19 protein-coding genes are annotated in these 23,569 nt (G+C 69.3%); 6 read left to right on the forward strand and 13 right to left on the reverse strand.

The window, feature by feature from the left end:
- Positions 1-700, reverse strand: a 700-nt coding sequence (locus tag ACFT2C_RS13335; protein WP_377207548.1) for a DUF222 domain-containing protein, incomplete at its 3' end; no start/stop codon positions are given.
- 358 nt (positions 701-1,058) lie between these two features.
- Here ACFT2C_RS13335 and ACFT2C_RS13340 point away from each other — a divergent pair.
- A complete protein-coding gene (locus ACFT2C_RS13340; RefSeq protein ID WP_377207549.1) occupies positions 1,059-1,541 on the forward strand; it encodes a TIGR00725 family protein in 483 nt (160 codons plus the stop codon).
- A 9-nt stretch (positions 1,542-1,550) separates the two neighbouring features.
- On the opposite strand, the gene ACFT2C_RS13345 is transcribed toward ACFT2C_RS13340, so the two are convergent.
- A complete protein-coding gene (locus ACFT2C_RS13345) occupies positions 1,551-2,033 on the reverse strand; it encodes a winged helix-turn-helix transcriptional regulator (RefSeq protein ID WP_377207550.1) in 483 nt (160 codons plus the stop codon).
- 219 nt (positions 2,034-2,252) lie between these two features.
- On the opposite strand from ACFT2C_RS13345, the gene ACFT2C_RS13350 reads away from it, so the two are divergent.
- Positions 2,253-2,810, forward strand: a complete 558-nt coding sequence (locus ACFT2C_RS13350; protein ID WP_377207551.1) for an NADPH-dependent FMN reductase — start codon at positions 2,253-2,255, stop codon at positions 2,808-2,810.
- An 8-nt stretch (positions 2,811-2,818) separates the two neighbouring features.
- Here the strand turns inward: ACFT2C_RS13350 and ACFT2C_RS13355 are convergent, their stop codons facing one another.
- From ACFT2C_RS13355 to ACFT2C_RS13380, 6 genes are all read right to left on the reverse strand, one after another.
- The gene (locus ACFT2C_RS13355) at positions 2,819-3,160 is read right to left on the reverse strand and encodes a metal-sensitive transcriptional regulator (protein ID WP_377207552.1); all 342 of its coding nucleotides are present in this window, start codon (positions 3,158-3,160) and stop codon (positions 2,819-2,821) included.
- Positions 3,161-3,274: 114 nt separating this feature from the next.
- Positions 3,275-3,661 carry a YHS domain-containing protein gene (locus ACFT2C_RS13360; RefSeq protein WP_377207553.1) on the reverse strand — a complete coding sequence of 129 codons (387 nt, stop codon included), beginning with the start codon at positions 3,659-3,661 and terminating at the stop codon, positions 3,275-3,277.
- 53 nt (positions 3,662-3,714) lie between these two features.
- Complete coding sequence (locus ACFT2C_RS13365) at positions 3,715-6,045, reverse strand: heavy metal translocating P-type ATPase (RefSeq protein ID WP_377207554.1); 2,331 nt, start codon at positions 6,043-6,045, stop codon at positions 3,715-3,717.
- A gap of 29 nt (positions 6,046-6,074) precedes the next feature.
- Positions 6,075-7,049, reverse strand: coding sequence for a heavy-metal-associated domain-containing protein (locus tag ACFT2C_RS13370; RefSeq protein WP_377207555.1), 975 nt, complete (start codon positions 7,047-7,049; stop codon positions 6,075-6,077).
- Positions 7,046-7,270 (reverse strand): heavy-metal-associated domain-containing protein, encoded by a 225-nt coding sequence (locus ACFT2C_RS13375; RefSeq protein ID WP_377207556.1) that lies wholly within the window; start codon positions 7,268-7,270, stop codon positions 7,046-7,048. The genes ACFT2C_RS13370 and ACFT2C_RS13375 overlap by 4 nt, the downstream gene beginning before the upstream one ends.
- Before the next feature lie 331 nt (positions 7,271-7,601).
- Positions 7,602-8,516: a helix-turn-helix domain-containing protein gene (locus ACFT2C_RS13380; RefSeq protein ID WP_377207557.1), complete on the reverse strand. Its 915-nt coding sequence runs from the start codon at positions 8,514-8,516 to the stop codon at positions 7,602-7,604.
- Positions 8,517-8,709: 193 nt separating this feature from the next.
- On the opposite strand from ACFT2C_RS13380, the gene ACFT2C_RS13385 reads away from it, so the two are divergent.
- Positions 8,710-9,720, forward strand: a complete 1,011-nt coding sequence (locus tag ACFT2C_RS13385) for a carbon-nitrogen hydrolase family protein (RefSeq protein ID WP_377207558.1) — start codon at positions 8,710-8,712, stop codon at positions 9,718-9,720.
- Positions 9,721-9,850: 130 nt separating this feature from the next.
- Here the strand turns inward: ACFT2C_RS13385 and ACFT2C_RS13390 are convergent, their stop codons facing one another.
- The 4 genes from ACFT2C_RS13390 to ACFT2C_RS13405 form a co-directional block, all read right to left on the reverse strand.
- Entirely contained in the window at positions 9,851-10,153 is a 303-nt protein-coding gene (locus ACFT2C_RS13390; RefSeq protein WP_377207559.1) for a hypothetical protein, read from the reverse strand.
- Positions 10,154-11,010: 857 nt separating this feature from the next.
- The gene (locus ACFT2C_RS13395; protein WP_377207560.1) at positions 11,011-13,068 is read right to left on the reverse strand and encodes an alpha-L-fucosidase; all 2,058 of its coding nucleotides are present in this window, start codon (positions 13,066-13,068) and stop codon (positions 11,011-11,013) included.
- Positions 13,069-13,809: 741 nt separating this feature from the next.
- Positions 13,810-14,514, reverse strand: coding sequence for an amidohydrolase family protein (locus ACFT2C_RS13400; protein WP_377207561.1), 705 nt, complete (start codon positions 14,512-14,514; stop codon positions 13,810-13,812).
- Positions 14,515-15,223: 709 nt separating this feature from the next.
- Positions 15,224-15,931, reverse strand: coding sequence for a DUF1524 domain-containing protein (locus ACFT2C_RS13405; protein WP_377207562.1), 708 nt, complete (start codon positions 15,929-15,931; stop codon positions 15,224-15,226).
- Between the two features lie 531 nt (positions 15,932-16,462).
- Between ACFT2C_RS13405 and ACFT2C_RS13410 the strand changes: the two genes are divergently transcribed.
- Positions 16,463-19,768, forward strand: coding sequence for a family 43 glycosylhydrolase (locus ACFT2C_RS13410; RefSeq protein ID WP_377207563.1), 3,306 nt, complete (start codon positions 16,463-16,465; stop codon positions 19,766-19,768).
- 163 nt (positions 19,769-19,931) lie between these two features.
- Here the strand turns inward: ACFT2C_RS13410 and ACFT2C_RS13415 are convergent, their stop codons facing one another.
- Complete coding sequence (locus ACFT2C_RS13415) at positions 19,932-21,629, reverse strand: glycoside hydrolase family 27 protein (RefSeq protein WP_377207564.1); 1,698 nt, start codon at positions 21,627-21,629, stop codon at positions 19,932-19,934.
- A gap of 458 nt (positions 21,630-22,087) precedes the next feature.
- Here ACFT2C_RS13415 and ACFT2C_RS13420 point away from each other — a divergent pair, with 458 nt between their 5' ends.
- Positions 22,088-22,390: a hypothetical protein gene (locus ACFT2C_RS13420; protein ID WP_377207565.1), complete on the forward strand. Its 303-nt coding sequence runs from the start codon at positions 22,088-22,090 to the stop codon at positions 22,388-22,390.
- A gap of 229 nt (positions 22,391-22,619) precedes the next feature.
- Positions 22,620-23,561, forward strand: a complete 942-nt coding sequence (locus ACFT2C_RS13425; RefSeq protein WP_377207566.1) for a hypothetical protein — start codon at positions 22,620-22,622, stop codon at positions 23,559-23,561.
- Positions 23,562-23,569: the final 8 nt, after the last annotated feature.

Consider the following 23,569-nt stretch of genomic DNA (forward strand, 5'->3'; position numbering starts at 1 on the left):
CAGGGTCCGCGTGCCGCGCGAAGTACCGCACCAGACCACGGAACCGGTCCGGACCGTTCTGCGTCGACCAGTCCAGCAGCTGCTCCTCCCACGTCCATGACCCAGCCCCAGCAGGCTCAGCAGGCTCAGCAGGGTCGTCCGACGTGCGTTCGCCCGGGGTGGGCGCGTCACCGTCGTCGGCATCCGTGCCACCAGTTCCGGGCCCGTCGGTGGCAGGCTCGTCGGGTGCGGCTGGTTCGACGAGGCCCACGTCGACCGCGGGCGCGCCGAGCGCTTCGATACGCTCGGGGCTGGTGGTCGCGACATCGACCAGGGCCCGGACCTTGTCCCTGCCGATCCGACCGGCCAAGGCCGCGGTCAGCGTCGCGGGCAGATGATCCCGCAACGCCCGGCTCATCCGAACCTCGGCCTTGGCCGTCACGGTCCGCACATCCTCCGTCCGGGCCAGCCAGACCGCGAACGTCCTCGCACCGGTCTGTGCCCACAACCCCGCCGCCTCGATCCTGGGAAGCACCGACCACCGCACCGCATCCAACCGGACACCCGCCACCCGCAACCGCGCCGAAGCATCCACCAGACGCGAGACCCCGACATCGTCCGCGGCGGCCGAACCGGCCAGCTCGCCCAACAGCCCCTCGATGTCCGCCAGCACATCCTCCACCGGGCGCGGGACGCCATCACAGCACTCGTCTGCCGCCACGGTCCCCACCCCCTTCCCGAACGTGCCCGAATCGGTCTCGGCGCGCCTCATCGCGCCGTGGCACAAGACCTCCGATCGAGATTCTTCGCCTGCCCTAATTCTATCGAACAACTGTCCGCACCGATGGGTTGATTGAGAATCTGTGGATAACCGGTCCAGTCGATCACCCGAGGTCCACCCCTGGACCACGAGCGGGATCCATAGTGTGGTGTCACAGACAGAGGTTCGCGAGGAGCACGGGTGACGTGATGGCATAGCTGGAGGCGGCTCCACGGTCGGGCGAGTTCCTGCGAGCCCGGCGGGCGTTGCCGCGAACCGAGGACCACGAGACCAGCTTGGTCCACCCGAGGGAGAATCGATGCCCGTCCAGGTAGCCGTGTGCGGCCCGCGCTCCTGCACCGAGCAGGACGAGGAACACGCCTACGAGGTGGGGCGCCTGCTCGCCCAGGCCGGGGCGACGGTCCTCAACGGCGGCGGCACCGGCGTCATGGCAGCCGTCTCAAGAGGCGCGCGCTCGGCCGGAGGTCTCGTCGTCGGCGTCCGCCCTGGGGCGAACGGGGACGACGCCAACCCCGACCTGAGCGTTGTCCTGGCCACGAACATGGGCGAGGCCCGCAACGCCATCCTGGTGTGGTCGGCCGACGCCGTGATCGTCGTCGGCGGCTCGTGGGGCACCCTGTCCGAGCTCGCGCTGGCCAGGCGGCGCGGCGTGCCGGTGATCAGCCTCGGCGGCTGGCAGATCCTCGACGTCGACGGCAACCCGCTGCCCGACGCTCCCCCGACCGCGGCCACGCCGCAGGACGCCGTCGGCTTCGCCCTGTCCACGGCCGAGCGCGGCTGACGACCCGGGCTACGCGCGCCCGCGGTCCGGCTGCTCGCGGTCGACCCGCTCACGACCGAGCTGCTCGCGCTCGTCACACTTGCGGTCGAACTGCTCGCGGTTGGTCCGGACGTCGTGGCCGTGGCTCTGCGTCCAGTCCACGACCCCGCCGACGAGGTCCAGCAGCTTCAGGCCGAGCGCCGTCAGCTCGTACTCGACCCGCGGCGGCATCTCCGCGTAGGCGGTGCGGGTGACCATCCCGTCCCTGAGCAGGCACCGGAGGGTCTTGCTGAGCATCCGGTGCGAGACGCCGCGCACCAGGGCCTGGATCGTGGAGAAGCGCTGGGGTCCTTCGCGCAGCGCCGCGATCACCAGCAGCGTCCACCGGTCGGAGACCAGGCTGAGCATCTCCTTGAGCAGCTCGTGGGTCTCGCTGTCGCAGGGCGAGTCCGGAGCCCCGGGCATCCTCGCTGCCGCGCTCTGCTGCCGCACGTCGTGTGGGGTCGACACCATCCCGCAATGCTTCCTCTCGGGTAACCAGGGAACTGCGAAGTGCGTAATTGAAAGCTGGATTATCTGCTCCACTGCACTGTTGTGACACCTGGACCAACCAGGCCGTCACCGCGTTCGTTCCCGCGGCTGAGCGCGCTGGGCCCGGTCCTCGACCAGCAGCACCACGGAATACCCACTCCGGAAGCTCCGGAAGACAGCTCCAGAAGACAAGGACCAGCAATGCTCAAGATCGGAATCATCCTCGGCAGCACCCGCCCCGGCCGGAACGGGGAGGCCGTCGCCAAGTGGGTCTACGAGATCGCCTCGCAGCGCACCGACGCGGAGTTCGAGCTCGTCGACCTGGCCGACTACCCGCTGCCCCATCTCGACGAGCCCATGTCGCCGGCCACGGGCCAGTACGCCCACGACCACACCAAGGAGTGGGCCGCCAAGGTCGCCGAGTTCGACGGCTACGTCTTCGTGACCCCCGAGTACAACCACTCGACGTCGGGCGTGCTCAAGAACGCCCTCGACTACGTCTACAACGAGTGGAACAACAAGGCCGCGGGCATCGTGTCGTACGGCGGCGTCGGCGGGGCCCGCGCGGCGGAGCACCTGCGCCTCATCCTTTCCGAGCTGCAGGTCGCGACAGTGCGCCAGCAGGTAGCCCTGTCGATGTTCACCGAGTTCGAGAACTTCTCGGTCTTCACGCCCGGCGAGCACATCACCCCGGCCCTGGACACGCTGCTGGACCAGACGGTCGCGTGGTCCGGCGCCTTCGAGCCGCTGCACGCCTGAGCCGGGGGTCAGGAGCGGACGAGCCGCGCTATCGCGTCGGAGGCTTCCTTGACCTTCGCGTCGGCCTCGGCGCCGCCGGTGCGGGCGGCGTCGACCACGCAGTGCTTGAGGTGGTCGTCCAGGAGGCCCAGCGCCACGCTCTCCAGCGCCTTGGTCAGGGCGGACACCTGCGTGAGGATGTCGATGCAGTACTGCTCCTCGTCGACCATCCGGTGGATCCCGCGCGCCTGACCCTCGATGCGCTTCAGCCGGGCGAGGTACTTGTCCTTGTCGGTGATGTAGCCGTGGGTGGTGGGCGCGCCACCCTCTCCGGCCACGTCGTGGCCGGCAGGGGATCCGGAATCCGTCATGGTTCCCATGGTCTCATCTCCGTCTGGTCAAATGCCCTGGCTGGGCCGGCGAAGTGGCAAGGTTCCGCGGCGCACCCGTACGAGGTGCGCCGCGGAAACCCGCGGGCGCTCGGATCAGGCCGCCGCCGCGTACTTCGCGGGGTCGGCGTCGAACGGAGCCTCGCAGGCCGCGCAGCAGAACCAGTATCGCTGGCCCTCGTAGTCGCGGAACAGGCCCTTGGCCTCCGCCTCGGCCTTGACGACGGTGCTGCCGCGCATCACCGGGCACTCCGCGATCTCGTCGGACGACGGGCCGAGCAGGTTTCCGGCGAGGGAGGCCGGCACGGCCGAGTGCGAGTGGCCACCGTGGCCGTGATCGCTGTGTCCGTGATCGCCGTGTCCGTGATCGCCGTGCGAGTGGCCCTCGTGCGCATGGCCTTCGTGGCTGTGGCCCTCCTGCGAGTGGCCCTCCTGCGAGTGGCCCTCGTGCTCGTGGTCGCCGTGGGCGTGGTCGTGTCCCATGGTGGGTCCTTTCGTCGGTGGGGAGGTGGTGGAGTAGTGCGGTGAGGAGACGGTCAGGCGTCCTGCAGCGCCCGGGCCTCGGGCCGGGACGGCGCGGGCACCTGGGGGTCCGCCGTCCGGCTCGTGAAGGAGCGCAGGCGGAGGCTGTTGCCGACGACGAAGACGCTGGAGAACGCCATCGCCGCGCCGGCGAGCATGGGGTTGAGCAGGCCGAGGGCGGCCAGCGGGATCGCGGCGACGTTGTAGCCGAAGGCCCAGAAGAGGTTGGTCTTGATGGTGCCGAGCGTGCGCCGGGAAAGCCGGATGGCGTCGGCGGCCGAGCTCAGGTCGCCGCGGACGAGGGTGATGTCCGCGGCCTCGATGGCGACGTCGGTGCCCGTGCCCATCGCCAGGCCCAGGTCGGCCTGCGCGAGGGCGGGCGCGTCGTTCACGCCGTCGCCCACCATCGCGACGACCTTGCCCTCGGCCTGCAGCCGGGCAATCACGTCGGCCTTGTCCTGGGGCATGACCTCGGCGATGACGTCGGTGATGCCGACCTCGGCGGCCACCTGCTCGGCCACCGCCCGGTTGTCCCCCGTGAGCAGCACGGGCGTAAGGCCGAGCGCGGTGAGCTGCGCTACGGCGCGGGCGCTGGTCGGCTTGATCCGGTCGGCGACCACGAGGATGCCCCGGGCCTGACCGTCCCAGCCGACGGCGACGACGGTCTTACCCTCACCCTCAGCCTGAGCCTTGGCCTCCGCGAGATCCGCGGGCAGGTACTGCGACCAGTCCGCGAGCAGGCTCTCCCGGCCGACGACGACGACGTGCCCGTCGACGACCCCCTGCACGCCCTTGCCCTGGATGCTCTCGAACGACTCCGGGTCCGGCAGGTCGCCGACCTGCTGGGTGGCGCCCTTGGCGATGGCCTGCGCGACGGGATGCTCGGAGGCGTCCTCCAGGGCGCCTGCGAGCCGGAGCAGCTCCTCGCGGGTGGTGCTGTCGTCCGCGACGACGTCGAGCAGCGTCATCTTGCCCGTGGTGACGGTGCCGGTCTTGTCCAGGACGATCGTGTCGACCTTGCGGGTGGACTCCAGCACCTCGGGCCCCTTGATGAGGATGCCCAGCTGGGCGCCCCGTCCCGTGCCGACCAGGAGGGCGGTCGGTGTCGCCAGCCCGAGCGCGCACGGGCAGGCGATGATCAGGACGGCGACGGCGGCGGTCATCCCGGCGGTGACGGGGAACCCGCCGCCGAGCCAGAAGCCGAGGGTCGCCACCGCGATGGCGATGACCACCGGCACGAAGATCCCGGAGACCCGGTCGGCGAGGCGCTGGATCTCGGCCTTGCCGGACTGGGCGTCCTCGACGAGCTGCGCGATCCGCGCGAGCTGCGTGCCCTCGCCGACCTGAGTGGCGCGCACCACGAGGCGGCCGCCCGCGTTCACGGTGGCCCCGGCCACGGTGTCGCCGACGCCGACCTCGACCGGCACCGACTCCCCCGTCAGCATCGAGGCGTCGACGGCGGACGAACCGGTGACGACGACGCCGTCGGTCGCGATCTTCTCCCCCGGCCGGACGACGAACTCGTCGCCGACCGCGAGGTCCTCGACCGGGATCCGTGTCTCGGCGCCGCCGCGCAGAACCGCCACGTCCTTCGCGCCGAGCTCCAGCAGCGCCCGCAGCGCCGCGCCCGCCTGGCGCTTGGACCGCTTCTCGAAGTACCGCCCGGCGAGCACGAACATCGTGACGCCGGCCGCGACCTCGAGGTAGATGTTGCCGGCGCCGTCGGACGGCGCGACGGTCAGCTCGAACCCGTGCGTCATCCCCGGCACGCCCGCCGTCCCGAGGAACAGCGCGTACAGGGACCAGAGGAACGCGGCGGACACGCCGAGCGAGATGAGGGTGTCCATGGTTGCCGCGCCGTGCCGCAGGTTGGTCCACGCGGCCTTGTGGAACGGCCACGCCGCCCACAGGATGACCGGGGCCGCGAGCGCGAGCGACGCCCACTGCCAGTACGTGAACTGGAGCGCCGGGACCATAGCCAGCGCGATCACGGGGACGGCGAGCACTATCGACGTGATCAGCCGGTCCCGCAGCGACCGGAGCTCGGCGTCGCGGGCATCGTCCCGGGCGGAGCCGGCGCCGTCGTCCTCCGGGGTGGCCTTCGGGGCGGGCAGGACCGCCGTGTAGCCGGTCTTCTCCACCTCCGCGACCAGGGCGGTCAGGTCGTACCCGGCCGGGGCCGTGACCTTGGCCTTCTCCGTGGCGTAGTTGACGGTCGCGGTCACCCCGTCGAGGCGGTTGAGCTTCTTCTCGATCCGCATGGCGCACGAGGCGCAGGTCATGCCCCCGATCTCGAGGTCGACGGTGGTTCCCGGCTCGTCCGTCCGGGATGTCGTGTCGGACATCGCGTCCTCCTTCTCAAAGACCATGCTCGTCAGTGACCGTGCTCGTCGGCGGGCGCGTCGTCCGCGGGCGCAGCCTCGCCGCCCGTCGTGTCCAGGACGAAGTGCGCGGTGCGCACCTCCCCGTCGACCTTGAAGTCGAGGTACAGCAGGTACCGGCCCGGCGTGGGCGCCTGCGTCATGAACGTGACGTCCGGACCGGATACGGACCCGGGCTCCGGCTCGTCGCCCTCGGGGTGCACGTGCAGGTAGGCCAGGTCGCCGTCGCGCAGCGCGACGAGGTGCCCGTACGCGCCGAGGTACGGCTCCAGGCCGGTGACCGGCTCGCCGTCCTTCGAGATGGTCGCGGTCAGCGTGGAGTCGCCGCTCGCGCTCAGGTCTCCCGCGAGCGTGGCGGTGTAGCCGCCGGTCGTGTCGGACGCCGACATCGCCGTCGCGGGCTCCGGGGAGACGCGCCCGGCGACGTCGACCCCGCGGCTGAGCGTCACGTTCTCGCCGGTCGCCGCGGGGACGAAGTCGGTGAACACGCGGTAGCTGCCCGCCGCGTCCCAGGTCCACGGGATGGACCAGACGCCGTCGGCCGACATCGTCGGATGGACGTGGCGGAACTGCGCGCCGTCGGTCCGCACCACGATCAGGTGCAGCTTCTTGTCGTGCGCGGTCTCGAACTCGGTGACCGCCTCGCCGTCCGCCGAGGTGATCGAGAACGAGAGCATCCCCTCGTCGCCGGTCTCGCCGGGAACGCTCACCGGGCTCAGGAGCAGCCCGTCCTGTTCGAGGGAGAGCCCGCGCACCGGCGTCGCGCCGCTCGCACCGGGCTCCTCGCCCATGTCCATGCCTTCCATGCCGTCCATGTCCTCCATGGCCGCGGCCTCCTCGCCGTCTGCCGTCGTCGACCAGGCCGCGACGGAGCTCTCCGGGACCACCGCGCCTGCGACGGCGAAGGTGGCGACGAAGAGAGCCGCGAGGCCCGCGCCGTACAGGCCCAGCCGCTGCGGAGCGTTCATCCGACCCGCTCCGCCTCGTACCCGGCCTCGTCGACGGCGGCCAGGACCGCCGCCTCGTCCAGCGGGCCGGCGCTCCGGACGACGAGCTTGCCGGACGCCGCGCTCACGTCGATCTGCTCGACGCCGGGCAGCCGGCCCACCTCGCCGCGCACCGCGACCTCGCAGTGCCCGCAGCTCATCCCGGTCACCTGGTACTGGCTCTGGTACTCGCTCGTCGCCATGATCTTTGACCTCTCGCCTGTCCGGATGCTACCCATAGGGGGTACGTGTATGTCGCCAACCATATACCCCCGGTGGGTATTCCGCACATGGACCACGACCCTCATTTCGAGTCGTTCTACGCGCAGGTCGGCTTCCGGCCGACGGCGGCGGACGTCGTTAAGCTCTCGGGGCGTGGGGGTTCAAGCCCCCCGCTGCCGGTTCATCTGACGGCGGTCCCGGCTGCTGACCGACGTCTTCCGGCCCGTTCGCCAACGACGCCCAGACCGTCCACCTCCGCGCCGGCGGGCGGCGGCCCCGCGCAGGCCGTCCTGCAAGACCCTTGCCGGGTCGTCAGCCCGGTGCCGGCGGTCTGCGTGCTGCGGAGGGCGTCTGCCCGGTCAAGCGTTTGAAGGCGCGTGTGAACGTACCAGGTTCGCTGAACCCGCTGAGGATCGCGATGTCGGTGACAGGCAGACGGGTCTGGGTAATCAGCTCTGCCGCACGGCGGATCCGCTCGCGACGAATGTAGTCAGCCGGCCTGAGGCCGGCCGTCGCGAAAGCATTGTGCACGCTCCGCACGGACACGCCGTGCCGCCGTGCAAGAAGGCTCACGTCGAGGCGGGGGTCGTCAAGCTGGTCAGCCACCTGCTGCCGCATTAAAGCCAGCAACGCCTCTGGCGACAGCGAACCTGTGACAACGCCGGTCAGCCGCCGCGCCAGTCCCGCCAGGAGCTCGGATGCGGTACGTGCCAGGTCCTCGCCCTGGGGAAGCCACGGTGACGGACCGAACGATGACTTAACCAGGGCGACGTAGGCGCGCAGCTCTGGCGCGGAACGACCGTCGACCGGCCGTGCGGTGAGGTTCTCGACAGCGGCACGGGAGAGACCGATCATCGCTCGGGACGTCTGAAAGACGAGCTCGGATCCGGAGTTGGGAAAGCCCAGCCGGTACGGCGCGCCGCTGAAATAGAAGACGCCGGCGCCGGGGCGGACGTGCGCGGTCGACCCGTGCTGCTCGACGGCGTTGGCACCCTCCAGCCGGACCGAGAACAGCACCTCATCATCCGCGGAGGAGCCGATGAGATCTCGCGTGCGATCCACGGTGCATCGGGTTGATCGAACGAGGGCGAGGCGGGCAGGTCCGACCGGGCGCTGGTCGATGCTGCCTCGGAAGCCGTCGCTCACGTGCGAAACCTCCAACGGCACGAACCAGGATGTCGTCAGCGCAGCCCACTCCTCCGCGGTGGAGGCAAAGACCATTCCCATCCGACCACTGTGCGGGGACCTCGGTTACAGCGGTGTTGCGCCGCGGTACCGGTTGGGCGACAGGACTCCCCCTGTGCACGAATCGCCGGTTGGCGTGCAGGCGCTGCCTCGTTGCCACGGACGACCACGTCCTAGCGTCGAGGTAGAGCGCGGCGATCTGCCGGCGTCGTATTGCACCAGGAAGGAACTCGACATGGGATCGATCGTCCGTGTGGCGGCCGTGCAGGCGGAACCAGTGTGGCTCGACCTCGCAGGGACCACCGAGAAGACCCTGGCCCTCATCGCCGACGCGGCAGGCCGGGGGGCGCAGCTCGTCGCATTCCCCGAGACGTGGTTGCCGGGGTACCCCGTTTTCTTGTGGACCCACCCCGTGCCTGAGCAGCTTCCTTTCGTGGCCCGGTACCACGCGAACTCCCCCGCGATCGACGCGCCGGAGATCCTGGCGATCCGTGAGGCCGCCCGCCGCCACGGGATCACCGTTGTCATCGGCCTGAGCGAGAAGGCGCACGGGACGCTGTACATGGCGCAGGCGATCATCGGGCCGGACGGTGAGGTAGTGCTGCATCGTCGCAAGCTCAAGCCCACCCACGCCGAGCGAACGCTGTTCGGCGAGAGCGACGGCTCGGGCCTCCAGGTCGTGGACACACCGCTCGGTCGCGTCGGCGCGCTGAACTGCTGGGAGCATCTGCAGCCCCTCGTGAAGTTTGCGCTCTACGCCCAGCACGAGCAGATCCATGTCGCCGGATGGCCCTGCTTCGGGATCTTCGGTGACCACAACTCGCTGGGTACCGAGGCCAGCATGGCGATCACGAGAACCTACGCGATCGAAGGTGGCGCCTTCGTCGTGGTCGCCTCGCAGATCTTGTCGGACGACGGAGCACTGGTCTTCGCGGTTGACGGCACGCGTCCGCCGATCTACACCGGCGGCGGCGGCGTCGCTCGCGTGTTCGGCCCGGATGGCGGCTTGCTGACGGCACCGCTCGACCCGCACACCGAGGGGCTGGCGATCGCCGACATCGATCTGTCACAGATCGACATCGCGAAGGCCTTCGCCGACCCCGTCGGCCACTACAGCCGCCCCGATGTCTTTACGTACGCCGTCGACCGTACCGCCAGGACGCCGGCACACGTCGGCGCGATCGACGACCCGACGCTGCCCCATGCGGATCTGCCGGCGGCGGTTGCGGAGACCGCCGCGGTATGACCTACGAGGTGAGGATCCGGCAGACGGTCCACGCCACCGCATGAGGCCCTCCGGTCTCATGCGGCGGCGCGGTCGAGCGGCCAGATCGTGAGTTCCGCGACGGTCACTGACCCCGAGCTCACCGGCTCGATCACCAATCCGGTCGACGTCGGTGCCGGGTAGACACCGTCGGACGCCGGACCTGGTTGGTCCCGGGGTACACGCCGTAGCCGGCGTCTCGCAGCCCGCGGACCAGGTCCAGCGAGGCCGCTGCGGTCGCGATGTTGTTCCAGACGGCCGCGAACAGGTCGGCGGCCTGGATGTGGACGGGTAATGCCAGAGGACGTCGGCGAGGACCGGCAGAAAGTCGTCGTCGCCCCGCGAGGAGCGGCCGTTCGTGCCCGGACGCGAAGTTCAGGATCTCGCGTGCGCGCTCGCCGAGGAGCTGCGTCACCGCAGGTCACGCCGCTTTCGGAACCTTGAAGGGGCGTGAGGATAGTGGTCGAGTCCCCCTCCGGACACTCGTTGAGACAGCGACACAGAAGGCCCCCGACCTCCACGTCGGGGGCCTTCTGTGTTGTCTGGTGCCCGGGCTTCGTCGACATCGCGCGGCCGCTCGGGATCGAGCCTTCGGCCTCGAACCGTCGCACGAACGTCGGCTTGTTCCGGCGCTCCACGTGCCGGGTCGCGCCCGTTGTCCACCGCCAGGAAGCCCACCTTGATCGGATAATCGAGAATCGGTTCGCCGGCCTGGATTCTCCGCGCGGGCGAGCAGCTGTCCTTTCTGGGTCACCGCGACGACCGTCACCGTGCAGGCGACTACGAACCACTGGATACCTGCGGGGTCAGGCGACAGGGCTCGCATCTTCCGAGCAGCGACGGTAGTGCTCAAGACGTCCCAACGCCATGACGTCGGCCCTGGCGTCCTCGGGACCGCCGCGCCGTCAGCGGGCAGCCGAGACCGCACCCTGCTCCATCCTGGCGGTCAGGTGCTAAGGCGCCGGTGCTGCAAGCTGGAGAGTCCGCCTGCGTCAGGTCGCGGACTCCATGAGGCCACGCGGGTCGTAGAAGTAGGAGCGCGGAGACGTCCACAAGGCGGCGACCACCGCAGCTGACGCTGCACCATGTCGCACGGCATTCGTGCAGGTAATCCGCCATTTCAGCGCTTCGACCCGAGACCGCCCGTCGTCATGATCACCGCTGTCGCCCTGTCTCGTGGGCACCATGCCCGGGCGGTGCCCGGACGTGCTGCGGCCGACCGCAGCACGTCCGGGCGCAGTGGCTCTCCACCACCTCACCCGCCTGCCGCAGTCAGCCCACTGCGTCGAATGTCCACAGCAGGTTGTCGTTCTGGAGCCATGTCCACTGCTTGGTCACGGAACCCGAGGGGACCTGTCCGCCACCATCGAGGACCAGCCCCGTGGTGCGGTTGGCGATCGAGTACCGGCCGCCGCCCCGGTTGGTGATCCTCCACTGCTGGTTGGTGCCGCCGTTCCAGGCCGCCTGCCGGGCCGGGTCGCCCGCGGTGGTGGAACCCCAGCCGTCGGCGACCATGCCGTTGGTGCGGTTGACGAGCCTGTAGTAGTCATTGCCGAGGTCGATCGCCTGCCACTGCAGGTTGGTGCTGGTGACCGGAGTCCACTGCTTGAGGTTCGAGCCGCTGGCGACATCGCCGCCGCTGTCGAGGGCCAAGCGATCCGTGACGTTGATCAGGCGGAAGTAGGCGGTCGGGCTGAACGTCACCTTCAGCGATCTGATGGCGTCGTTGTTGCCGGTCGGGCGAAGGTCGGAGTTGTCCGCGGTGAACGTCCAGGCTGTGCCGGTGAAGTTGTCGCCGGAGTAGCCCGTCAGCTGGTAGCCGTCGGGCACCATCATCGAGGAGATGCTGGCGGGCGCCACGCCGGCGGCCGACAGCTGGGAGGACGTGTAGCTGCCCAGGGGCAGTTGGGTGCTGGATCCGGAATAGGCGACATCCTGGAACACCGTCACGGATGTCTTGGGCGCGGGCATCCCGTTGACCTCGACGCAGACCACAGGGACGCTGGCGCCGGGCGCGGTGGCCGGCACGGTGACGTTGATGTACTTGCCGCTGGCGGTGTAGTTGAGCGAGGCCGACGGGTTGTTCATGAGGTAGACGCGACTGATCGCGTTGTCGATCGCCGGGATCTGCAGCACGCCGTTCGTGGGCCAGGTGAAGACGTGGGCGAAGAGCTTGCCGTTCTTCTTGGTGATCCTGCCCCAGCCCGGCTCGGTGGCGAACGGGCTGCCGCTCGTGCCGTGAACGCTGTCGCTGTACGTCGACATCCAGGAGGCCAGGCCGTTGAGGATGGTCACGGATCCGCTGGTGACCGAGCCGTCGCCCTTGGGGCCGATGTTCAGCAGCAGGTTGCCGTCCCGGGAGACGACCGTGACGAGTTCCTGCACGACGTCCTTGACGGACCGGTAGGAGTTCTCGCTCCCGGCGTTGTATCCCCAGGCGCCATTCATGGTGGAGCACCGCTCCCACTGCCGGTTCATTGGCGCGGCGGGCACACCGAACTCCGCGACTGCGTAGTCGCCGAGTTCGAGGTCACGCTTGACCCGTTCGTTGACGATGAGGCCGGGCTTGCGGGCGATCAGCCAGTTGTAGAGGTCGGCGCCGTCCGACTTCAGCCACCAGTCCTCCAGTGTGGGGCTGCTGGGTTCGGCGAACCAGTCACCGTCGAACCACAGCAGTGCCGGGTCGTAGCGGTCCAGCAGCTCCTGCAGCTGGGCCTTCATGTCAGCGATGTAGGCGGTGCGGGCGGCCTGCGAGGTCATCGTGGTGAGGCCGCTCTCGTGGCGGTCGGTCTGAGAGGGGTGGTTCCAGTCGAGGATCGAGTAGTACAGGCAGAACTTGATGCCACGGCTCTCGCACTCGGTCTTGAGCGACCCCAGCAGGTCGCCCTGGTAGCCGGAGTAGTCGTGGAGGTTGTACTGCTTGGTGCCGGTGGTGTCGGTGAAGCCAGCGACGTTCGAGTCCCACATCGCGAAGCCCTCGTGATGCCTGGCGGTGATCACGAGGTACTTCATGCCGGCGTTCTTGGCGAGTTCGGCGATGGTGGCGGCGCTGAACGCGGTGGGGTTGAAGGGCTTGCTGACCTGGGTCTGGTAGTCGGTCTTGCTCCAGCCGCTGTCGAACGCCCACTCGCCCTGGCCAAGGTGGGAGTAGGACCCGAAGTGGATGAACATCCCGAACCGGGCCTGGTACCACCAGTCCATCTTGGAGGGGACGGTGTACGCCTCGGCGGTGGCGGACCACATGACCTGCGGCAGGCCGAACGTTGCGACACCGCCGGCCAAGGCGGCGGCCTTCATGAGGGAGCGTCTGGTGAGGGGAGCGGACGACATTGTGCGACTCCTTGAGGGGTAGGAGAAACGGAGGGCGGAAGCTTCCCGTTCGCGAAACGCCACGGACGGCGAGGGATCGCGGATCGGGCGGAAAGGGCCAGCCATTCCCGCCAAACATCGGATGTATTGTTGACCGAGATCGCCCCCTTTGTCCAGAGCAGGGCAATAATCTTGGCAACTCCCTGTCCCTCAGCCGATCATCGAGGGTCCAGTCCTACAGGACATCAGATGTATGTCGAAGCCTGGTGAGTGAGTGCAGGGGTCGTGGCTCCACGGCGCAGCCATCCGGCCAGACTGGCGCGTGCACCGCAGGCATCACGTGGCGGTGCGCGGCGAGCATGTCGGCCTCGGAGGCGGCATCGTTCTCGACGACTGGGAGCAGCACCTTCTTCGGTGTCTCCCCGGCACGGATGTCTTCCATCTCACGCTGCGGCTCCCGCGAGACATCCTGTTTCGTCTCGCCAGAGGAACGTGACCGCGACGCCCGCCTCGTTACCGGCGATCGGGGCGACGAGCGACCCACCTAGAGCTTGGACTTGGACCTCCGCCCAGAACGCGGCAACGACCCTTTCAAGATCAGCAGTGGTTGCCAGCTCCGCCCGCAGAGCCTCGATCCGAGGACCAGTCACTGGCTCTCTCCAACCGGTCTCGTACCTCAACGGGTCACCGCCCGGCAAAGAATGTTGCTTCCGTCGATCAGCACAATTGGCTCCTTCTCTCCGAGGTCCAACAAGTTCATGGTCATGGGGTTTCGGTGCTCTCTCGCAAGGTCAGCGCAGTGGAGCGTCCGGTGTGGACGATGCGCCCGCCCTGCACGACCGAGACAAGGTGCTCGCCGATGTCAGCGAGTACCGCGATGTCGACGCTCGGGTCGGCATCGAGAATGAGAAGGTCCGCCGTCGCTCCTTCGGTCACGACTCCGATCTCCCCGGAGTGCCCGAGCAGCTCGGCGGCGGTCACGGTCGCCGCGCGGATGGCATCGATGGCTGGTTGCACCTGTCCGAGCAGGCGGAACTCTTCGTTCTGGTGACGTTGCATGCCGCCGAGCAGGTCGGAGCCATAGACCAGCTTGACGCCCGCCTCGTGGGCGCGTCGAATCGCCTCTAGCCCGGTCTCGAGGACGGTGTCCACTTTCTGCCACATTCCCTCGGTCAGGCCGAAGTCGCGGCCCTCCTCCTTCAGTGCCCAGTAGGTCACGAGGGTGGGCACCAGGAAGGCGTCGTGCTCGAGGAAGAGCGCGAGGCTCTCATCGTCGAGCAGGTTGCCGTGCTCGATCGATCGCACGCCGGCTCTCAGAGCGCGGTTGATGGCGCGTGCCGTGTAGGCGTGGGCAGCGACGTAGCGGCTGGCAGCCTCTGCCTCGCCAACGACCGCCTCGATTTCCTCGATGGAGTACTGGGTCGAGTCGATGCGGTCGGTCGGAGATGAGACGCCTCCCGATGCCATGATCTTGATGTGGTTCGTGCAGACCGAGCACGACGTGGTGATGTTGGAGGCGCCAGTGCCGGCGGAGGTCTGGCGGCGGGACTGGCTCTGCCACCTCCATCCTCGCAGGTCACAGGGCCGCGCCCGCCCTCACGCCCCCGGAGTGCCCGCCCGCCTGCCTCACGCAACGACGCGCGACCCCGAGTGGATGATCAACCTCGAATCCGCCCTGGCTGATCGCAGCAATCCGTGAGATCACCGAGGCCACTCAGTCCGACCCGGGTTGCCGAAAATGCTGCCGAGCTGGGCGTCGACCCCCGCAACCTCATACCCCTTCGTCGCGCAGGGGCGTGTGCTCCCCGGCGAGCGACGGGAATTCCTTGAGCGCGTCGTGTGGTGCGAGTGTAGAAGGGACGCGTCGTCGTCATGGGCGCCGGGCCGGCAGGATAGTGGTCGAGTCCCCCTCCGGACACTCGTTGAGACAGCGACACAGAAGGCACCCGCCCTCCACGTCGGGGGCCTCCTGTCTTGTCCCCACCGCGGCCTCGTCGGCATCGCGGGGCTGGCAGGATGCGCGGTGTGACACCCTGTCTGCAGCCTGCGCTGGACGCCGTCGACACATTCGACGGCTTCCCTGCGCTGCGGACGTCCTAGCGCAGCGAGCAGCAGATCGGCAGCATGGGAGGCGACCGCCGGACCTACTGCGCCACTTGCTGATGTGCGGCTCGACTCAGCCCTCGCACGCGATCCCGTCGCCGTCGCCGTCGAGCTTCGTGGAGTACCCCGGGTCACCTTCCTGGATCGGCGCGACCCCTGCCGCGCGGGCCGCGGCGCAGTTCTCGTACGTCACGTCCCCGGGAGCCGTCGGCGCCGCCGGTTCAGCCGCCGCGTACGCCCTCCCCGGCGTCACCGCCGACCCCGCCGCCAGCGGCTCCTCCGGGCACGCAGACAACACCCTGACGATCGCGTCTTTCTCCGCCTGCGTTACCCACAACCCGTAGGCGCCCTTCACTGCGACCTGCCGCGCCACGTACGCGCACCTGAACGCCTTGTTCGGCGGCAGCCACGTCGCAGTGTCCCCCGCTCCCTTCTGCGAGTTCAGTTCACCGTTGGTCGCGAGCAGGTTCAGCGGGTCGTTGGCGAACACCTTCCGCTGGCCGTCCGTCCACCCCTGGGCGCCCTTCTGCCATGCGTCGGCCAGGGCGACCACGTGATCGATCTGCACCAACGACGACGTGTCCTGCCCCCGCACGAACGCGATCGTCTCCCCCGAGTACGGGTCCGGGAACGTCCCAGACGCCACGACGCACTCGTTGGTCCCCGCCTTCAGCGCGACCTCCACCAGGTCTCGGCGCAAGACGTCGTTGCGCGTGTCGCACCCGTTGCGGTCAACGTCGGCCCACGCTTGCCCGAACAGCTCCCGGTCGTACCCGGTCATCGGTGCGCGCCCCTTCACCGGCAAGCTGGCCACGGCGGCCAGGGCGCTGCCCGACGACGGCACGCTCGCCTCCGCCGGCGCCGTCGCCTCAGGCGTGACCTGTCCAGGCGACGGCGCGGGCTCCGTCTTCGGCCCAGCCGAGATGCTCGGCGAGACGACCGCAGGCGAAGCCTCGGGTGCAGCCGGGCCTGCGCAGCCGCCCAGAAGACCCGCTCCTACGATCAGCAATGCTGACCAGGACCGGACACCGCGGGCAGAAGAACGACGCACCTTCCGATCCTGCCCGACCGCCACGACCCCCGCCGACCCACCAAAGAGGTGATGTCGGTCGGTCATGTGTGCGCTCCGCCAGTTCTCGTTCACTAAGCCAACTCGGGATCGATCACACCTTGACCGCTTGTACAGGGGTGCGACAAACTGCGCAAATGGTGACGCAAACATCGGTGTCCGCGCCACCCTGATCCAGGCGATCGCCGCAGTCTTCTCCACGTGCTTGGTCCTGTCCGCAACGATGCGTGAGGTACCGAAACCATGAGCATTCGACGTTCCCGGCGCGGGCCGGCTGCGGCCGCCGCGACCTTCTTGTCCGTGGCCCTCGCGGCAGGTGTGGTCCCGCCCGCCGCGGCCGACGTGCCGACCATCCCCGATCCGATCGACTACGAGGCCTATCCAGCCGTGTCCGACCCGGGTTCCTCGTCGGGCAGCTACTTCCAGCCGCACTGGTACGACACCGAAGGACGCCACATCCAGGCGCACGGCGGCCAGGTCGTCACCCGCACGTCCGAGGACCTCGGCGTCGAAGCGGGCGACACCACCGCCGTCGACCAGAACGGCACGACCGTCTACTACTGGTACGGCGAGGACCGGTCCAACGGCTACTACGAGAGCCCCGGCGTCTCGCTGTACTCCTCGACCGACACGTACAACTGGACGAACGAGGGCGTGGTGATGCGGTCGGTCACATCGCGCGAGGAGCTGGAGTCGGAGTACTTCGATGCGCTCTACGACACGGTGGCCGACGACGGCACGCCGCGTGCCGAGCGCATCGACGAGCTCTTCTACTACCTCGACGTCCGGGCTACGACCGACTCGGGCGAGGCACAGCTCAACGCGATCTTCGAGCGGCCGAAGGTGCTCTACAACGAGGACACCGAGAAATGGGTGATGTGGTGGCACTCCGACGGGAGCATCACACCCGGCGGCAGCAACTACGCTCGGTCGCTGGCGGCGGTCGCCGTCGCCGACTCGCCGACCGGGCCCTTCAAGCTCCGGGGCGCATACCGCCTGTACAACGAGCCGACCTACCAGACCGCGTGCAACATGCCCAGCGCCACGCCGGGCCAGGCCCGCGACATGACGGTCTTCCAGGACACCGACGGCACCGCGTACATCGTGTACTCCTCGGAGGAGAACCGCAGCCTCTACATCGCGCGGCTCAACGACCAGTACACGAACGTCAAGAAGACGACCACCCAGGACGAGGTTGGCTTCCAGTACTCGGCCGACGGGCGGTATCCGCGCATCTGGGCCGACGGCACCAAGCGCGCTCCCGTCGCGGGTGAGGACTACAGCATCGTGCGCCGGTGCGGCGTCCTGGAGGCGCCCGCGGTCTTCGTGCACGACGGCAAGTACTACACGGTCGCTTCCGGCGCGACGGGCTGGTCGCCCAACCCACAGACTTACTACACCGCCGACTCGATGCTCGGCACCTGGATCCGTGGGGTCGACCCGGACGACGAGTACGAGAACGTCGCCTACAACAGGATCCCGGAAGGCGGCGACGGTCTGCTGTCGGTCGGCGACTCGCGCAAGACGAGCTTCGGGTCGCAGTCCACGAACGTCTTCCCGTTGGACGCGGGCAGCGGCAGGTTCGTCTACATGGGCGACCGCTGGAACGCCGGTGCCGCCGACTCCACGTACGTCTGGCTGCCGATCACGATCGGCGAGGGCGGGCGCCTCGAGATGCGCAACCCCGCCGCCGAAGACGCTCGCTGGGCGGACGGCTGGACCGACGATTACTGGGACGACAAGGGCGCTGGCCAGTACATCTGGGAAGTTACCGACGACCGGGTCCCCGCGACAGTACGCACCAATGACGACCTGTCGGAGGTGCTGCCCGACACCGTCGAGGTCACGGCGAACGACGTCGCCACGGACGTCCCCGTGACGTGGAGCCCGACGGTGATCCGGTCGGCGGGTCCGCAGACGATCACGGGAACGCTCGCCGGCGACGACCAGTTCACCGCAGGCCGGACGTTCCGGCGCACTGTCGTGGTTGTCGCGCACGGGGTGCACAACCTCTCACCCGATGCCACCGTCACCGCGTCGTTCCGGCAGGAGCTCGCCGGGAACACCGTCGACGGAAGCCTCGGCAAGGGCTGGGACGACTGGGCGGCCGACGGCCGCTATCCCCTGAACAGCACGCTCGATTACGCGTGGTCCGAGCTGCGCGCGCCGCAGGAGGTCGTGGTCCACCTGTACAGGGACGGCACGACCGCGACGTGGCCGTCGCGGATCGCGGTCGAGTACCAGGACACCAACGGCGCCTGGCAGACGACGGACGTCGCGGCCGACGTCGCGCAGGACGCCTCCGGCCCTGCGCCCGTTGTCCGTCTGGACACCTCGTCCCTCCCACCCACGACCGCCGTCCGCCTGCGGCTGACCACCGAGACCGTCACGTGGCAGGCGGTCGCAGAGGTCGAGATCCTCGGGCTCGCGCCGACGTCGGCCACCGACCTCGCGACCCTGACCGTTGACGGTGAGCCAGTCGACGGCTTCGACCCGGCGGACTGGGACCACACGGTCCTCACGGCCGACCCCGAGCCGGTCGTCGCGGGAACCGCAAGCGACCCGGCCGCGACGGTCTCGGTCGACCCGGCCTCCGCGGAGCGCCCGTGGGCTTACGTGACCGTGACCGCGAACGAGGGCGGCGACGCCGTCGCCGAGCGGGTCTACCTCGTGCGCGTCCTGACCCCCGCCAGCGACGCCCGGCTGACCGGCCTCGCCGTCGACGGCGTCGCCGTCTCCGGCTTCAACGCCGACACCTATGCGTACCAGGTCACCTCCGGACCCTGGGGCCCCGTCCCCGAGGTCACCGCTGACTCTGTCCAGGACGAGGCCACCGTGGCGGTCGAGGCCGACCAGGCGTCCGCGCGCGTGACCGTCACCGCGCCGGACGGGCGCACGACACGGACGTACGCCCTCCGGTTCACCGCCACCGGGTGCGCCGACAACGAGGTGAGCGCGCCGTGGCAGTCGGCAGCGCTGGGGACCCGCCCGGCGTCCTTCTGCGAGGGGGAAGGGGCCTCGTTCCGCATCAGCGACTCGGACGCGGGGCTGTGGACCAGCAATGACAACCTCAGCGTCGTCTACCAGCCCGACCGGCTCCCGGTCGGCGGGTCCATCCAGACCTATGTCGCGGACCTGGACAGCGGGGGCAGCTCCGACCCGCGCGCCGGACTCGTCGTCCGCAACGACCTGTCGGTCGCCGGCAAGGGCATCGCCGAAGGGTACGTCGACCTCGTGACGAGCCCTTCGGGCGCGTACCTGCAGTGGGACGCGAACGGCAACGGCTGGCTCGACAGCGAGGGCAGCAAGGCCGCGCTCGCGACGGCGCCTGTCTACCTCCGCCTCGAGCGCACTACCGAGACCACGATGACGGGCTACTACCGCACCTCGCCGGAGCACCCGTGGACGCAGATCGGGACAGCGCCGCTGACCAGCCCAGACGCCCGGCTGGACGCCGGCGTCACCGCGACCGCGAACAACTCCTCGGCGACGTCGACGGGAACCTTCCTCCGCACGCGGTTCTGGGACGAGCCCGACGCGGCGAACTGATCCTCGATCCCACTCAGGTCTACCAGGGCACCGGCCGCCCACCCGGACGAACCCGGAGATGACGAATGGCCTGAACCTACGATCCGTAGGTTCAGGCCATTCCGATGCGACATCACAAGGTCGGGTGACCGTGTGTGATCCGGGAGATCGGAGTGCTACCAGGCTACCGGCGCGTCCAGACCTGGTTCGCCGCGCCGTGGCACGTCCAGAGCTGCACCGCGGTGTTGTTGGCGGTGAGGTTGCGGTCGACGTCCAGGCACAGGCCGGACCGCACGCCGCGGATCGTGCCGTCGCCCTGGAACGTCCACTGCTGGTTGTTGCCGCCGTTGCAGTCCCAGAGCTGTACCCGGCTGCCCGCCGCGGCGTCGAGCGGGGCGTCGAGGCACTTGCCCAGCGACCGCAGCGTGCCGTCCGTCAGGGTCCACGTCTGGTTCGCTCCCGAGTGGCAGTCCCAGATCACCAGGCCGGAGCCGTTCGCCGTGGCGTTGTTGTACACGTCGAGGCAGCGGCCCGATGCGGAGCTGACGAGCGTCGTGCTTGTCGGCGGCTGGGACGTACCGCCAGGGCTCACCTTGAACAGCGCGACGCCGTGCGCGGCGACCTGCGCGGTGAGCTGCCCGGTGGTCGTGCCCGTGGCGCCGGTCCACAGCTCGCGGTACGAGTGCGTGCCGGAGCCGAGCCCGACCTCGCCGAGCGTGGTCGAGATCTGCCGACTGCCGGAGCCGCGGTTGAGCAGGGCTACCGCCACGGAGCCGTCGGCGAGCGGCTTGGCCCAGACCTCGGCGTCACCGTCGTCACGCACCCGGTCCGCCTGTCGCACCAGCGAGTCCTGGTCGATCGCAAGGACGTCGCGATTGGTGAGGACCGCACGCACGTCGGCGCTCATGTTCCTCAGGTCGTTTCCGGCGATCAGCGGAGCGCTGAGCATCGCCCACATGCTCTGGTGCGCGCGGTTCTCCGTGGGCGTCAGCGTGTTCCGCACGCCGACCATGAGCATGTCGGGGTCGTTGTACTGCCCCGGCTTGGTCCACTCGCGCATCGGCTCGATGATGTCGAGGGCTTCCGTGATCCCGACGAAGCAGTCGGCCGACGGCGAGCAGCCCGTCGACCAGGCGTCGTCCAGGTCCTCGGAGGTGCGCCACATGTCCGAGAACTCGCCCCAGCCGGAGTAGGTCGGGGCGGTGTTCGAGTGGGCGCTGTTCGGGTTGATCGAGTAGACGATGGGGCGGCCGGTGGCCTTCAGCGCGTCGCTGAACTTCTTGAACAGCGCGGCCTGCTCGGTCGCGGTGTCGCGCGGGTCGCACCAGTCGTGCTTGACGTAGTCGACGCCCCACGAGGCGAACAGGTTCGCGTCCTGCGTCTCGTGCCCGTTCGACGACGTCCCCGGGAGGTTCGCGAAGTACTGGTTGCAGGTCTTCTCCCGCGGCGCGTGGTAGAGCCCGAACTTCAGGCCCTTGCCGTGGATGTAGTCGCCCAGCGCCTTCATCCCCGACGGGAAGCGGTCCGTCCGGGGGCGCAGGTTGCCGTTCGCATCGCGGGTGTCCTGCATCCAGCAGTCGTCGACGACGACGTACTGGTACCCGGCGGCGGCCATGCCCGAGCTCACCATGGCGTCCGCCGTCTCGCGCACCATCTGCTCGTTGATGTCGCAGTAGAAGGTGTTCCAGCTGTTCCAGCCGAGGGGAGGCAACGGCGCCGGCTCCTCGACGGTCGGGGCGGCCGCAGCAGCGGCCGCAGTAGTGGCCGCAGAAGTGGCGGCCGGAGCAGCGGCATTGGCCGCCGGTCCGACGGCGAGCATGGACGTGGTCAGTGCGGTCGCGGCGAGCAACGAGAGCCAACGGCGACGAGACAGGTCTTTCACGAGCACTCCTTCGTGCGGCGGTGATGTGGGCGGTGACGCACGGCCGCGCCGTCGTCCTGACAGCGTGACCGGTAGGAGGGACGGGAGATGCGAGACGACGGCGGTCGCCGCGGGCGGCGCCCGCGGCGACGGTGAGTGGTGCTCTACGGGGCGGTCAGGTCGAACCGCCGCACGGGGCGGTGTGACGCCAGAACTGAGCTGCACTTCGGGAAGGCATCGTTGACTTCCTCTCATCGATGGACGAGCACTTGCGCAGGGCGCGAGACACGGGATCCGAGGAGTCAGTGCCGGGCACGAGGCAGCGTCAGGTCCGATCCGGGAGACGGTGTGAGCGCTAACATCAGGGACGATACTGGCAGGCGCTCACCCTGAGTGCAATGGTCCGACGAGGAATTAAACGATATTGTTCCTGCTGCTCCGACAGGCCGCGGGACCCTATCGGGCCATACGGTTCCTCCATGGAACTCATCGTTATGGCGATCGCCGTCGTCCTCGTGCTGCTGTTGATCACGGTGTCCGGGAACCTCAGCTCGACCGGGCGGGCCGTCGAGCGGGTCGAGCGGAAGCTGGATCTCGTCATCAGGCACCTGGGCATCGAGGGCCCGGCCGCGGACGGGATCCCGTCGGAAGTCCTGGCCGAGATCGACCGGTGCATCTGGTCCGACCGGCGGGCCGAGGCGACCAAGCTGTACCGCGAGGCGACCGGTCACGACGCCGTAGCGGCCAAGGACTGGATCGGCCGGCGCGCGGCGTCGTACTGACCATCGGGCGGCGAGCGTACCGCGGCTCACGGGAACGCAGAGCTGACCGCGCCGACCTCGCGGCAGTGGATGGTGAGCCGCCAACGGCGTCGGACGCCGGGCTCGATCATTTCATCCTGGCCGTTGTGTCCGGAGTGTCCGTAACATCACCGCCAGGCTCGCCGGCCGCGGGGTGGGGACGGGCGACCCACGACGCACATCCAATCCCACCGGAGCGCAAGGGGTTCTCATGGGGTTGTTCGGCCGCGGGCGCGCGGAGCGCCAGAGCCAGCACGACGTGGCGATCGCTCAGTACGAGGCGATCGCCACACAGGCCGGAGCTCAGGCGGAGTCGGAGGGGGCCTCCGGACGGTGGGATGACGCTCTCGTGCTGAGCGAGGTGTCGCTGCAGGCTGTCCTGGCGATGGCGCGGCTGGAACCCGGCGACCCGAGGCACCTCCACGGAGAGGCCGCCACGCAGTATTTCCACGCGTCGGCCCTCGGCCGCAACGGGCGCGTCGCCGAGGCACTGGCCGCGGCCGACCGTGCGGCGGCGCTGTACCGACAGCTGCGGCCCCAGAGCCCCGCGAGGTACGACCAGCTGATCGCCGACGCCGAGGCGCGAGGCGAGCGGTGGCGCGCCGAGCTGGCCGGGACGGTGGCGGGCGCGCGCGAGCAAGCCGGGACGGTGGCGGCCGCGCCCGAGGACGACATCGCCGACATCCTCGAGTCCGCCGCCCTCCGCCTTCTGGCGGGGCAGCCGTTGAGTCCCGAGGAGGCGCGCGGGCTGTCGGCGGTCGGCATCACCCCGGCCGGTCCGGGTTCCGCGCGCGTGGAACTGGCACGGTTCCAAATCGCGCTCGCGGACCACTTGAGCGCGGAGGGCCCCGACGAGGCCGGGATCGTCCGGGAGCTCCGTCTGCGTGCGCACGATCTCTTCGCCGAAGCTTCCGAGGCGCAGGAGACCGAGATGCGGTACGGCTTCGCCGACTACGGGACCGACTGGGCGCGCACCCTGCTCGTCCTCGCCCGGCAGGACCAGGAGTCGGGCGACACGTCGTTCCTGGAGGAGCACTGCGGATGGCTCGCCGGGGTGCTCGGGCAGCTGAGGCCGTACACGCTCGTCGACGGCTCGACGGCGGCGCTCGCACAAGAGGCAGACGCGTTCCTCCACGAGGTGGACACCTGGTGAACAGCCGG

The organism is Promicromonospora sp. NPDC057138, assembly GCF_042670845.1.
In the GTDB taxonomy this organism is placed as follows: Bacteria; Actinomycetota; Actinomycetes; order Actinomycetales; family Cellulomonadaceae; genus Promicromonospora.